Annotated in this window: 12 protein-coding genes; 8 read left to right on the forward strand and 4 right to left on the reverse strand. The window is 66.6% G+C overall.

The window, feature by feature from the left end:
• Nucleotide 1 precedes the first annotated feature (1 nt).
• From BMY25_RS06450 to BMY25_RS06470, 5 genes are read left to right on the forward strand one after another with little or no spacing between them, the layout of a single operon-like run.
• Complete coding sequence (locus BMY25_RS06450) at nucleotides 2-811, forward strand: ATP-binding cassette domain-containing protein (protein ID WP_238858190.1); 810 nt, start codon at nucleotides 2-4, stop codon at nucleotides 809-811.
• Complete coding sequence (locus tag BMY25_RS06455) at nucleotides 808-1,740, forward strand: CoA transferase subunit A (RefSeq protein WP_092495801.1); 933 nt, start codon at nucleotides 808-810, stop codon at nucleotides 1,738-1,740. The genes BMY25_RS06450 and BMY25_RS06455 overlap by 4 nt, the downstream gene beginning before the upstream one ends.
• Nucleotides 1,733-2,524, forward strand: coding sequence for a CoA-transferase subunit beta (locus BMY25_RS06460; RefSeq protein WP_238858191.1), 792 nt, complete (start codon nucleotides 1,733-1,735; stop codon nucleotides 2,522-2,524). Before BMY25_RS06455 ends, BMY25_RS06460 begins: the two co-directional genes overlap by 8 nt.
• Nucleotides 2,525-2,553: 29 nt before the next feature.
• Nucleotides 2,554-3,453 carry a CoA transferase subunit A gene (locus tag BMY25_RS06465; protein WP_177176737.1) on the forward strand — a complete coding sequence of 300 codons (900 nt, stop codon included), beginning with the start codon at nucleotides 2,554-2,556 and terminating at the stop codon, nucleotides 3,451-3,453.
• Nucleotides 3,453-4,262: a CoA-transferase subunit beta gene (locus tag BMY25_RS06470; protein WP_177176738.1), complete on the forward strand. Its 810-nt coding sequence runs from the start codon at nucleotides 3,453-3,455 to the stop codon at nucleotides 4,260-4,262. Before BMY25_RS06465 ends, BMY25_RS06470 begins: the two co-directional genes overlap by 1 nt.
• Before the next feature lie 94 nt (nucleotides 4,263-4,356).
• On the opposite strand, the gene BMY25_RS06475 is transcribed toward BMY25_RS06470, so the two are convergent.
• The 3 genes from BMY25_RS06475 to BMY25_RS20390 form a co-directional block, all read right to left on the reverse strand.
• Nucleotides 4,357-5,388 carry a LacI family DNA-binding transcriptional regulator gene (locus BMY25_RS06475; RefSeq protein ID WP_092495803.1) on the reverse strand — a complete coding sequence of 344 codons (1,032 nt, stop codon included), beginning with the start codon at nucleotides 5,386-5,388 and terminating at the stop codon, nucleotides 4,357-4,359.
• 192 nt (nucleotides 5,389-5,580) lie between these two features.
• Nucleotides 5,581-6,390, reverse strand: coding sequence for a CoA-transferase subunit beta (locus BMY25_RS06480; protein ID WP_092495804.1), 810 nt, complete (start codon nucleotides 6,388-6,390; stop codon nucleotides 5,581-5,583).
• Complete coding sequence (locus BMY25_RS20390; RefSeq protein ID WP_177176739.1) at nucleotides 6,387-7,286, reverse strand: CoA transferase subunit A; 900 nt, start codon at nucleotides 7,284-7,286, stop codon at nucleotides 6,387-6,389. The genes BMY25_RS06480 and BMY25_RS20390 overlap by 4 nt, the downstream gene beginning before the upstream one ends.
• 180 nt (nucleotides 7,287-7,466) lie before the next feature.
• Between BMY25_RS20390 and BMY25_RS06485 the strand changes: the two genes are divergently transcribed.
• The 3 genes from BMY25_RS06485 to BMY25_RS06495 are packed head-to-tail and all read left to right on the forward strand — an operon-like array spanning nucleotide 7,467 to nucleotide 10,996.
• Complete coding sequence (locus BMY25_RS06485) at nucleotides 7,467-8,978, forward strand: sugar ABC transporter ATP-binding protein (protein ID WP_177176740.1); 1,512 nt, start codon at nucleotides 7,467-7,469, stop codon at nucleotides 8,976-8,978.
• Nucleotides 8,971-9,966 carry an ABC transporter permease gene (locus BMY25_RS06490; protein WP_238858192.1) on the forward strand — a complete coding sequence of 332 codons (996 nt, stop codon included), beginning with the start codon at nucleotides 8,971-8,973 and terminating at the stop codon, nucleotides 9,964-9,966. Before BMY25_RS06485 ends, BMY25_RS06490 begins: the two co-directional genes overlap by 8 nt.
• A gap of 19 nt (nucleotides 9,967-9,985) precedes the next feature.
• Entirely contained in the window at nucleotides 9,986-10,996 is a 1,011-nt protein-coding gene (locus tag BMY25_RS06495; protein ID WP_092495806.1) for a substrate-binding domain-containing protein, read from the forward strand.
• 141 nt (nucleotides 10,997-11,137) lie between these two features.
• Here the strand turns inward: BMY25_RS06495 and BMY25_RS06500 are convergent, their stop codons facing one another.
• Entirely contained in the window at nucleotides 11,138-12,346 is a 1,209-nt protein-coding gene (locus tag BMY25_RS06500; protein WP_092495807.1) for a CaiB/BaiF CoA transferase family protein, read from the reverse strand.
• Between the last annotated feature and the right edge of the window lie 9 nt (nucleotides 12,347-12,355).

The following is a 12,355-nucleotide window of genomic DNA, read 5'->3' on the forward strand; positions in this document are numbered from 1 at the left end:
CATGACCACCGATCTTCTTCTCCAAGCGACCGACCTGAAGAAATCCTACGGGGCCGTGCAGGCGCTGCGCGGAGTGGACTTCAGCGTCGCACGTGGCGAAACCATCGCGCTCGTCGGCGACAACGGGGCCGGCAAGAGCACGCTGGTCAAGATCCTCTCCGGCGCGATCCAGCCGACCTCCGGGTCCATGCGGTTCGACGGCAAGGACATCGCGATCTCGTCGACGGAAGTGGCGCGGCGGCTGGGCATCGAAACCGTCTACCAGGACCTCGGCCTCTGCGATAACCTGACGGTGGCGGAGAACATCTTTCTCGGCCGTGAGCAGATCCGCCGGGTCGGCCCCTTCACCTTCCTGAAAACGGCCGAGATGCGCCGGCGCGCGGAGGAGGTGCTGCGCGACCTTTCCGTCAACGTGCCGCGTGTGACCGCCAGCGTCGCCGGACTTTCCGGCGGCCAGCGGCAGGCCGTCTCGCTCGCCCGCGCCCGTCTCTGGGAGCGATCGATGGTGCTTCTCGACGAGCCCACGGCGGCGCTCGGCGTGCAGGAAACCAAGCGCGCCATGGATGGTGTCCGCAAGATCCAGGCGGAAGGCATCTCCGTCGTGCTGATCACCCACAACATGCCGATGGTCATGGAGATGAGCGACCGGGTGGTCGTCATGCGTCGTGGCGAGAAGGTGGGCGACGTGCCGACCTCCATGCTAAACGCGGACGCGGTCGTCTCGCTGATCACCGGCGCGCGGGAACGCTGGATCGAGCCGGCCACCACGCCGTTCCGGTCGCGCCGCGCGGAAGCCGGAGCTGTGCTGTGACGTCTTCCGGCAAGCTGATCCCACTGGAGGAAGTGCCGCGCTTCTTCCGGGACGGCATGTCGCTGACCGCCGGCGGCTTCGCCCATTCGCACCAGCCGATGGCGCTGCTTCGTGAACTGATCCGCAGCGGCGCGAAAAACCTCACCCTGATGGGTGTCGCGGAGTGCTGGGTGGCGGAGTTCCTGGCCGCCGCAGGGGTGCTCGACCGCGCCTATTTCTCCAACTTCATGTTCGAAGGCTTCGGCCGCTGCCGGCAATTCTCCGAAGGCGTCGAGGCGGGCCGGATCGAGGTGGAGGACCACAGCCATTTCGGCATGGTCTGCCGGCTGCAGGCGAGCGCGCTCGGGCTGCCCTTCATGCCGATGCGCGCCATGGCGGGGACGGATATCGTCGCCGTCCCGGGCTTCGAGCCTGCGGAGGAGAAATCCAGCTTCATCGCCTCGCCCTTCGGCAATGGCCATGTCACGGCGGTGTCGCCGCTGAAACCGGACGTCGCGATCATCCATGCCGCGCGTGCCGACCGGCTGGGCAACGTCCAGCTCTTCGGCACGACCTCCGTGGTGGAAGAGCAGGCGAGGGCGGCCGGCACGGTGATCGTTTCCGCCGAGGAGATCGTGGAAACCGACGTAATCCGTCGCCAGCCGGAGCTGACGATCATTCCCGGGCTGATGGTCGACGCCGTGGTGCACCTTCCCTATGGCGCCCATCCGACGGGGGTCTACGGCTATTACGAGCATGACGCGGACCACCTCGGCGCCTATTACGCCGCCTCCCGTTCCAGCGGCGATGTCCGGGACTTTCTCCGCTGCTGGGTCCGCGACATGCCGGACCATTGGGCCTATCTCGACGCGGTCGGGATGGCGAAGCTCATGAGCCTCCGCACCGATCCGGCGCTCGGTTATGCCAGGCGGGAGGGCGCTCATGCGTGAACTCGATCCGAGGCGTGAGATCAGCCCCGACGAACGCATGGCGGTCGCCGCCGCGCGGGAAATCCATGACGGCGACGTGGCCTTCATCGGCACCGGCCTGCCCATGGTGGCGGCCTACCTCGCCAAGGCGACGCATGCGCCGGGCGTCCGGCTCGTCTTCGAATCCGGCATCGTGGATCCCGAACCGCGCGAGCTTGCCATGGGAGTGGGCGACTACAAGCTCGCCCACGGCTCCACCAAGATCGCCGGCACCGCCTATGCCCTCAGCCTGCTGCAGGGTGGCCGGGTCGATATCGGGTTTCTCGGCACCGCGGAGATCGACGCCTTCGGCAATCTCAATTCCACGGTGATCGGTGCCTATCGCAAGCCCAGGGTGCGATTGCCCGGCAGCGGCGGCGCCAACGATATCGCCAGCATGGCGAAGCGCTTCGTCACGATCTGCCGGATGGACCGCCGCCGCTTCGTGGAGAAGCTGCAATATCTAACGACGCCCGGCTTCCTGACCGGGCCGGGCGCGCGCGAAGCGGCGGGTTTGCCGGGAGCTGGCCCGGTGCGGGTCATCACCGATCTCGCGATCCTCGGCTTCGATCCGGAAACGAACCGGCTTCGCGTGGAGGAACTCTATCCGGGCATCTCGCTGGATGCTGTCCGCGCGCAATGCGGGTTCGATCTCGGCGAGGCCGGATCGATCGGCGAAGCGCCGGTTCCCACGCCCGGCCAGCTTCATCTCCTTCGGGACGTCATCGATCCCGAGGGCATCTATATCGGCCCGAAACGGGCCTGAAACTTAAAGAAAAAAGGGAGGAGGGCCGCATGGCGCAGCCCAGCAAGATACGATCGCTCGCGGATGCGGTCGCGCTGATCAAGGACGGGGACGTGGTGGCGATCGGCGGCCACACGGCGCGGCGCCACCCGATGGCGCTAATGCGCGAGATCATCCGGCAGGGTCGCAAGGACCTGCATGTCGTCGGCTGGAACAACGGCATCGACATGGACATGCTGGTGGGCGCGGGCTGCGTTTCCACGGTCGAGACGTCCTATGTCGGCATCGGCAGCTTCGGGCTTGCCCGCAACTTCCGGCGCGCCTGCGAGACGGACGGGCTCCGGGTCATCGAGCATTCCGAGACGACGGCGATGGACCGCTTCCGTGCCGCCTCCATCGGCCTGCCGCTGTTCCCGAGCAAGACGGGCCTCGGCACCGACCTGCCGTCCACGAACCCACATTTGAAGCCCTTCACCGATCCCTTCACCGGCGAGACGTGGATGGCGGTGGAGGCGATCCGGCCGGATGTCGCGATCGTCCATGCCCATACGGCCGACGAGCAGGGCAACGTCCAGCTCGACCCGGAGCGTTGGCACGACAATTCGCCGGATGTGATGATCGCGCGCTCCGCCCGCACCGTGATCGTCTCGGTGGAGCAGATCGTCAGCGAGGAGACGGTGATGAGCCGCCCCATCGACACGATCCTGCCGCGCACGGACGTCACCTGCATCGTCGAGGCGCCCTACGGCGCGCATCCCTGCTGCTGCGATGCCCGCTACGATTACGACCTGGAGCATCTCGGCCGCTACCACGAGGCGACGGCCTCGCAATCCGGCTTCGCGGAATGGCTGGCCGACTACGTCACCGGTCCCGCCGATCACTGGGCCTATCTGGAGAAGATCGGCGCCCGGCGGCTCATGGAAGTCAGCATGAAGAGGACGACGCGCTGATGGCGACCAACGATTACAGCCTCGCCGAACTCCTGACCGTCTGCGTCTCGCGCGAGCTTGAGGATGGCGGGCAGGGCTTCATCGGTCTCGGCACCGGCGGACGCGCCTTTACAATGGCGGTGGGCGTGCCCTCCGTCGCGGCGGAACTCGCCCGTCGCCACCGCGGCATCGACTTCACCACGCAATATGGCGTGACCTTCGAGCCGGACCTGAAGAAGACGCCCGCCAATTTCGCCGATCCCTATCTCCTCGCCTGGCCCAGCAAGGCGCAGGTGCGGGTGGAGGAATGCCTGGAATATTTCCGGCGCGGCAAGATGACCGTGGGCTTCACTTCCGGCGCACAGATCGATCGGCGCGGCAACCTCAATACCGTCTGCATCGGTTCGCACGACAAGCCGAAGGTGCGGCTCGTCGGCCCCATCGCCCAGAGCGACCACTGCACCTACGCGAAGTATACCTTCGTCATGATGGTGCAGGACCCCCGCGTCTTCGTGCCGAAGCTGGATTTCCGCTCCGCTCTCGGCCATGGCGACGCGGCGGGCGATCGCCGGCGGCTCGGCGTTCCCGGCGGCGGTCCGCGCAAGGTCTTCACCGATCTCGCGATCTGGGGTTTCGACGCTGACGGCGATATGCGGGTGGAAACGCTGCATCCCGGCGCGACGCGGGAAGACGTGGTCCGCACCGTCGGCTTCGACGTGGTTTTCGCCGACGATCTCGGCGCCACGCCCGCGCCTACGCCCGAGGAACTGCGGCTGATCCGCGAGGAGATCGACCCGGAAGGGCTCTTCCTGGAAGCGAGGATCGCCTGATCGCCCGGAGGGGTTTCCTCCCGCTCCATCCCGGCATCGGCGATGAAGGAGCCCGTCTGCGGACGGGCTCCTTCGCGTTTCGGGCCGGCAGGCCTCAGGTGGCGGTGCGAACCTTCGGCGCCGCCGCGGAGCCGCGGATGATGAGCTTGGTCGGCAGCACGATCTGTCGCTTGGTGCGTGTCGGCGCGTGGATACGCTTCACCAGGAGTTCGGCCGCCGCCTTGCCGATGTCGCGTTTTTCCAGCCGGATCGTGGTGAGATTGATGCCCTTGAAACGCGCGAGGCTGATATCGTCGAGACCCACGACGGACAGGTCGCGCGGAACGGTCATGCCACGGTCCAGCGCCGCCTCGATCACGCCCAGGGCGTTGATGTCGCTGCTGGCCATGATGGCGGTCGGCGGCTCGGATAAGGCCAACAGGTGCTCGCCGGCCGTGCGGCCACCCTCGAAGCTGTAGCCACCGGAGAAAAGCAGCTCCTCCGAGCGGTCCAGGCCCAGGGTGGCGGCCTCCGCCGCGTAGGTTTCGTAGCGCTCGCGGGCGGAACTGGAATCCTCCGGGCCGCGCACGAAGCCGACGCGGCGATGGCCCAGCGAATGGACGTAGCGCACCGCCTCGGCCAATCCGTGGACGTTATCGGCGCCGACGTAGTCGTCCTTGTGGTCGACGCTGCGCCGCTGCACCAGCACGAAGGGCGGGCCCATCTGCAACAGGTCCCGGATCTCGGGCGAGGTGCAATGCTGCGAGATCAGCACCATGCCATCCACCTGCCGGTCCATCAGGGTCCGCATGTGGGAAAGCTGCTTCTCCTCCTCGCCGTCGGTGTTGCAGAGGAGGACCGTGCAGCTTTCGCGCGTGGCGATATCCTCCACGCCGCGCACGAAGGAGGCGGAGGAGGGATTGTTCACGTCGGCGATCAGCACGCCGATGGTGAAGCTCCGCTGCATGCGGAGCGCCCGCGCCACCGTGGAAGCCCGGTAGCCCAGCCGCGTGGCCGCCTCGCTGACCAGCGCGCGCGTCTCGTCGCTGACATAGCGCTTGTCGGACAAGGCGTTGGAGACGGTCGAAAGCGCCAGACCGGTTTCCCGGGCAACGTCCTTGATCGTGGCACGTTTCTTTTCGCTCATCCCGGAGATCTGCTTTCAGGCGGCATCAATTTTGATCAGTGTAACGGAAACAGCAGACCGAAGAGAATGGCCCTGTACCCGGCCATGTCGTTTCTCAACCGCCGGACGTCGATCGCCGGGCCGAAAACGACTTCGCCTTCCGGGAGGGACTCCCGGAAGGCTGGTTCAGCCGCATCTCGTTCTGACGGCCGGTCAGACCTTGAGCAGCACGCGCCGGGGGTCGATTTTCTCGCGAATCAGGCGGAGCTGCTCCGCGTTGGGCGCTGGCGTCTGCGGGATCTCGTCCGGCACGACCGGGCGGAAGGACATGGCACCCAGAACGTCGTCCAGCGTAAAGCCGGAGTGGATGGAACGGATGCGCATGCGCCGGTCCGGCGAGTTGAAGTCGAGAATCGCCTTGTCCGTCACCACGATGCTCGGGCCACCGGGGCCAAGACCCCAGTCCTCACGCGTGCGGCCGTCGCGGGCATGGCCGACGCTGGTGACGAAATCCACCTTCTCCACGAAGGTCCGCTGGCTGAGATCGGTCATGATGATCGGGCGCGGCACGAAGGCGAAGTGCTCGGGCTGCGCGAGGCATCCGACCAGCCGCACCTTGGGTTTCGTATAGTCGCCGAGCGCGGTGATGTTGAGGTTGCCATAGGCATCCACCTGCGCCCCGGAATCGAACGACACGTCGAACTGCCGGCGCATCAGCATGTCGCATTTGTAGCCGACATCGGCGGGGCTCGCCGCCGCGTGCCAGTTGGTGAAGCTGTCCTGCCGGAGGTGATCGGGGATGGAGGAAAGGTCCGGTTCCAGCAGATTGCCCCAGTAGACGGAGGCGGCGGGCGCATGCGTCATCTGGGCGAGGCGGAGCGCCACCAGCGGAATGCCGACGGCCAGCGTGAAGGCGCGGCCATTGGTGCCCACGCCGACAAAGGCGAGATCGCCGTCTCGGATCTCGGAGGCGACGAGGGCGGTGACCAGTTCGTTGACGGTGTAATCGAGTTCGGCGGTCATGCGTCGGCACCCTGCTTGACGTTCAAAGCGGCGAGGGCGGCGCGGCCCCCGACCTTGGCGATGTAGTCCTCGTGCGACGCGGGTTCGCGCGCGAAGGCGTCGAGATAGGCGCGGATGCCCTCCGGCGTCTTGCTCTCCTGCAGGTAGCGCTCCAGATGCGCCTCGTCCTCGTCGTAGAAGCCGTCCGTGGACACCGGATGGGCGCCGTAGGGGACTTCCACGATCGCCTCGACGAGATGGCCGGGAATGTAGGTGAGCGCCGGCCGGCGCTTGATCTCGTCGTGGGAGACGATCTTCTCCACCGTCACGATCAGGCGCTTGGAGGCCGCGCCCATCATCATGTCGACATCGTCGCTGTCGCGTACGATCGGCCATTGAACGTTGCCGAACTCATCGCCGACATAGCCGTGGATGATGGTGAAATCGGCATAGGCCGCCTGCACCGCCAGGAGCTTCTCGCCGCTGATCGGGCAGTTGTATTCGCGGAACTGCTCGGGATTGCGCAGTGCGATGTCGGAGCCGAACAGCGTCTTGATCGGCAGCGACGGCAGGCCCTGGCCGGCGGCGCGCAACCGGGCGACCATCGCGGTCTCGGAAAAGTCGCGCACCTCGATCTCGCCGTTCTGCACGGCGCGGCGGAAGTTCGGGGCAAGCCCGAAGCCGAACATGCCGGCATAGATGCCTTCATAGCGCCGGATCGCGCCGGCCGCGGCCAGCATGTCGACGGCGGTGGTGGAGGCCCAGGTCTGCACCGTCAGGTCCTTGATGCCGAGCCGGATCAGCGCGCGGATGGCCGCATTGGGCTGGCGACGAAGCAGACTGCCGCCGATCGCGACCGTGCTGCCGGACTGGATCGGGCCGAGCGCCTCGTCCAGGGAAACGAGTTTCTTCTTCAATGTCCCATGACCTCGGATGTGAGTTCGGAAAGGGGTCCTTTGCCGCCAGGGCGCTCCGGGCGTCGCCTCCCGCCATCGGCGGAAGGAGAGTCGCGGGGCCTTGACTGTTTTTATCGAAACGTTTTTATTGCGGCCAACAAGCGTGTCAAGCGCCACCACAGATCGGGAGGACGTGCCTCGTTGAACGACGCACCTTGTCTGCTGCGCATGAGCGGCATCCGGAAGACATTCGGACCTTACACGGTCCTCAAGGACGTGGATTTCGATCTTCGCCAGGGCGAGGTCCATGCGCTGATCGGCGAGAACGGCGCCGGCAAGTCCACGCTGATGAACATCCTCTCGGGCGGCCTGAGCTTCGATGCCGGGACGATCGAGCTGGGCGGTCAGACGCTGAATGCCCGCACGCCTTCGCAGGCGATCGAGGCGGGTATCGCGATGATGCACCAGGAGCCCAAGCTGGCGGCTCCTTTGTCGGTCTCCGAAAACGTTTTTATGGGACGGCTGCCTGGACAGGCCGGTGCCCTCAACCGGCGCGCCCTTCGCCGGCGCACGCAGGAGGTGCTCGACTCCGTCTCGCTGCCGCTCAGCCCGGATGAGCCGGTCGCGGGTCTGAGCATCGCGCAGCGCCAGCTGGTGCAGCTTGCCAAGGCCGTCGCCATGAATGCGCGGCTGATCATCCTCGACGAGCCGACCGCGAGCCTCACGCCGGTGGAGGTGCAGGCGCTGTTCGACCTCGTCGGCCGGCTGCGGGCGAGGGGCGCGTCCTTTATCTATATCTCGCACCACCTCGACGAGATCTTCCGCATCGCCGACCGCGTCAGCGTGCTGAAGGACGGCGCGATGGTGGCGACGCTGCCCACGGCGGAAACCGACAAGCCGTCGCTGATCAACCGCATGATCGGGCGCGAACTCGGCGACTATTATCCCGCCCGCGATACGCCGAAGCCCGGCGAGGTGGTGCTGGACGCGCGTAACATCTCCGGCGGCGGCTTCGCCGATGTCAGCCTGACATTGCGCGCCGGCGAAATCGTCGGCCTCGCCGGGCTGGTGGGGGCGGGGAGGACCGAACTCGGCCGGGCGCTTTCCGGCGCCGACCGCCTCAAGGGCGGGGAGATCTCGATCGCCGGGCGCGCGGTGAAGCTTCGCGATCCCGCCGACGGCATCAAGGCCGGCATCGCCTACCTGCCGGAGGACCGGCGCGATTCCGTGCTGCGGCCCTTGCCGGTGGCGCAGAACATCAGTCTCGCCGCCCGGCATGACATCGCCTCGGCGGGGATCCTGCGCTTGAAGCAGGAAAAGACGATGGCGCTCGGCTTCATCCGCAGCCTCGGCATCCGCACGCGCGGCCCGGAGCAACTGGCCGGTGGCCTCAGCGGCGGCAACCAGCAGAAATGCGTGCTGGCGCGCTGGATCGCCAAGGACACGCGCATCCTGATCGTCGACGAGCCGACGCGGGGCGTTGATGTCGGCGCCAAGCGCGAGATCTACGCGCTGCTGCACAATCTGGCGCGCGAAGGCCGCGCCATCCTGATGATCTCCTCCGAACTGCCCGAAATCCTGGGCCTGAGCGATCGCATCCTCGTCATGAGCGAGGGACGCCTCACCGGCGAACTTCCAGGCGCACACGCCACCGAGAACGCGATCCTCAGCCTTGCCGTCCCCCAATCCTCGCGGGAAGCGATCCATGCCTGACCAGACCAACATTGTTTCCGTCGTGGCCGAGCCGGCTGCTCCCGCCCGTACCCCCGCGCGCCGCTCCGCCATGTCCTACGCCATCGGCTGGAGCAACATCCTCGTCCTGATCCTGCTGCTGGTGATCGCGACGATCCTGTCGCCGCACTTTCTCAGCGTCCGCAACCTGCTCAACGTGCTGCGCGGCAGCAGCATGGTCGGCATCGTCAGCATCGGCATGACCTTCGTCATCCTGAACCGCGGCATCGATCTTTCCGTCGGCTCCATCGTCGGCGTGTCCGCCGCCCTCATGGCGGGCTTCGCGTCCGACACGCCGGTCGCTTGGATCCTGCTGCCGCTGGTGGCGGGCGTGGTGCTCGGCGCTGTCAACGGCTGGATGATCACCGGCCTGCGGCTTCAGCCCTTCATCGCGACGCTCGGCATGATGATCTTCGCCCGGGGCCTGGTCTATATCTACACCAACGGCAGCACCATCGTGCCGGAGGACCCGACGGACGCCTTCTCGTTCCTGGGCTCCGGCTATATCGGCATGATCCCGACGCCGGTGATCCTGTTCGCCCTGGTCGCGATCGGCGCGGCTCTGGTGCTCGGCCGCACGATCTTCGGCCGCGAGGTCTATGCCGTCGGCGCCAACGAGGAAGCCGCGCGGCTTGCCGGTATCCGCGTCCAGCGCAACCGCGTCCTCGTCTATGTCATCAGCGGCCTGCTCGCCGCCATCGCCGGCATCGTGCTGACCAGCCGCCTCAGCGTCGCCGATCCCAATGGCGGCAACCTCTTCGAGCTCGACGCCATCGCCGCCGTGCTGATCGGCGGCACCACCTTCGACGGCGGACGCGGCGGCGTCGGCGGCACGATCATCGGCGTGCTGATCCTCGCCTTCCTGTCCAACCTGCTGAACCTCATGGGCGTCTCGCCCTATTCGCAGATGCTCCTGAAGGGCGTGATCATCGTGGCCGCCGTCGTGGTCAGCGAACTCAGAAACCGATAAACAGGGAGGAAAAGACCACGTGAGCGATTTCAGGGATCATTGGAGCCGCCGGCAGGTGCTGCGGCTCGGCGCGGCCGGCGCAGGGGCCGCCATCGCCGGCAGCTTCATCACCCGCACCGCCTGGGGCGAGACGGGTGTCGAGGGCAAGACCATCGGCTTCTCCCAGTCCTTCATCACGACGGACTGGATCAAGCAGCAGCGCACCGGCGTGCTGGACTCCGCCAAGAAGTACAACCTCAAGGTTGTGACCGCCGACGCGAACAACCAGCCGTCCAAGCAGATCCGCGACATCGAAGATTTCGTCACGCAGGGCGTCGACATCATCCTGGTCTCCACCTACTTCGCCGAGGCGATCACGCCGGCCATCCGCGAGGCCAACCGGGCCGACATTCCGATCGTCGTGCTGAGCTCGCCGCTTGTCGGAGGCGTGAAGTTCGACTGCCATCTCTCCACGGATACGCAGGGCACCGCGCGGACCGTGGGCGAGTATTACGTCAAGGCGCTCGACGGCAAGGGCGTGGTGGTCGAGATCGACGGTTCCCCCGGCTCCGTGGTCAACCAGTCGCGCGGCAATGGCTGGCACGAGGTCGTCGACAAGCACCCCGACATCAAGGTCGTGGGCCGCGTCGTCGGCGACTACAATCGCGCCAAGGCGATCCAGGGCATGGAGGACCTCCTCCAGGCGCATGGCCACATCGATGCGATCTACAGCCACAATGACGACATGGCCATCGGCGCGCTGAAGGCCGTGCGCGAGGCCGGCCGCGAGAAGGAGATGTGGGCGACCGGCTATGACGGCCTGGCCGTCGACGCGCTGGAAGCCGTCGCCAGCGGCGATCTCCGTGCCACATGGCGTTACCTGCCCTTCGGCTCGGAAGCCGTGGAAGTGGCCGTGCGCGTCCTGCAGAAGCAGCCGGTGCCGAAGGAGATCGCCTTCCCCTCGCCGATGATCACCAAGGACAATATCGGCGACTTCTTCGACGCGTCCGCCAGGACGGTCAAGCTTCCCCCTTCGCGTCTGACCTTCTAAGCGCCGAAGGCCACTGCGGGCGTCCCCACCTCCAGGGCGCCCGCTCTTCGTTCCGGCAGGTCCACGCACCACCTGTCTTGAGACGAAAAAAAAGCCCGGGCCGCCGATGCGGTCCGGGCTTTTTGCGTTTGGGGCGGCGCTCTAGAGGACGCCGTCGGCCCTGAGGGCATCGACCGCCTCGGCGTCGCGGCCGAGCCAGTCCTTCAGCACTTCGGCCGTATCGCCGCCGAGCACGGGGGCGCCGCGACGGATGGAGCCGGGGCTCTCGCTGAGGCGGATCGGCAGGCCCTGCATCGGGAATGTCCCCACGGTTTCGTGCGGCACGTCGACGATATGGCCGGCTTCATTCACGTAGGGATCGTTCACCACCTCCTCGATCGTGGCGATCTTGGCGGCGGGCACATCGGCCTTGCGCAGCGTTTCCACGGCCTCGTCGGAGTCCATCGTCGCCATCCAGTCGGACACGAGCTTCTCCACGTCGGCCTGGTTCTTCATGCGCGAGGCATGGTCGCAGAAGCGGGGGTCTTCCAGGAGCTCCGGCCGGCCGATCATGGCGGCGAAGCGCGGGAAGAGAGCCGCGTTGCCCGCGATCAGGTGGACCCAGCGGCCGTCCTTGGCACGGAAGGTCTGGGCCGGCGCGGAATAGCGGTCGCGGTTGCCGATGCGGCTGATGGAATTGCCGAGGAGCTTGGCCTCGGGGATCGCCGTCATCAGGAGCGACAGGGCGCTCCCCATCAGGCTCACGTCGACAAGCTGGCCTTCGCCGGTCCCGTGGCGGTGTTGCAGGGCGGCGAGAATGCCGATGGAGGCGTAGAAGGAGGTGGAATAGTCCACGATGAAGCTGCCCGACATGGTGGGCGGACCGTCCGGGGTGCCGGTGATTTCCATCAGGCCGGAGCGGGCCTGCGCGATGCCGTCGAAGCAGGGTTCCTGCGCCATGGAATTGTTCTGCCCGAAGCCGGAAACGCGGGCCATGATCAGGCGTGGATTGATGGCGTGCAGCTCATCCCAGCCGCAGCCCATGCGCTCCATCGTGCCGGGCCGGAAGTTCTCGATCAGGATGTCGGCTTCCTTCACCAGGTCGCGCAGAAGGTCCTGTGCCTTGAGGTTACGAAAATCCAGGGTCATGCCGCGCTTGTTGCGGTTGTAGACCATGAAGTAGATGCTCTCGCCCTCGATCTGGGGATGGATGGCGCGCACGTCGTCGCCGCGCTTCGGCCGTTCCACCTTGACCACGTCGGCCCCGAGATCGGCCAGGATCATCCCGCATTGCGGCCCCGCGATGAAGCGGGACAGATCGAGCACCTTCAGCCCAGCGAGCGGACCGGCAGACTTTTCTTCCTGAGCCATGGCTGGCTT

Source organism: Faunimonas pinastri (assembly GCF_900110915.1).
Taxonomy (GTDB): Bacteria; Pseudomonadota; Alphaproteobacteria; order Rhizobiales; family Afifellaceae; genus Faunimonas; species Faunimonas pinastri.

Excerpts from the sequence above, each read along its gene's own strand:
- BMY25_RS06450 (WP_238858190.1), top strand. The coding sequence starts at position 2 with ATGACCACCGATCTTCTTCTCCAAGCGACCGACCTGAAGAAATCCTAC.
- BMY25_RS06460 (WP_238858191.1), top strand. The coding sequence starts at position 1,733 with ATGCGTGAACTCGATCCGAGGCGTGAGATCAGCCCCGACGAACGCATG.
- BMY25_RS06465 (WP_177176737.1), top strand. The coding sequence starts at position 2,554 with ATGGCGCAGCCCAGCAAGATACGATCGCTCGCGGATGCGGTCGCGCTG.
- BMY25_RS06470 (WP_177176738.1), top strand. The coding sequence starts at position 3,453 with ATGGCGACCAACGATTACAGCCTCGCCGAACTCCTGACCGTCTGCGTC.
- BMY25_RS06475 (WP_092495803.1), bottom strand. The coding sequence starts at position 5,388 with ATGAGCGAAAAGAAACGTGCCACGATCAAGGACGTTGCCCGGGAAACC.
- BMY25_RS06480 (WP_092495804.1), bottom strand. The coding sequence starts at position 6,390 with ATGACCGCCGAACTCGATTACACCGTCAACGAACTGGTCACCGCCCTC.
- BMY25_RS06490 (WP_238858192.1), top strand. The coding sequence starts at position 8,971 with ATGCCTGACCAGACCAACATTGTTTCCGTCGTGGCCGAGCCGGCTGCT.
- BMY25_RS06500 (WP_092495807.1), bottom strand. The coding sequence starts at position 12,346 with ATGGCTCAGGAAGAAAAGTCTGCCGGTCCGCTCGCTGGGCTGAAGGTG.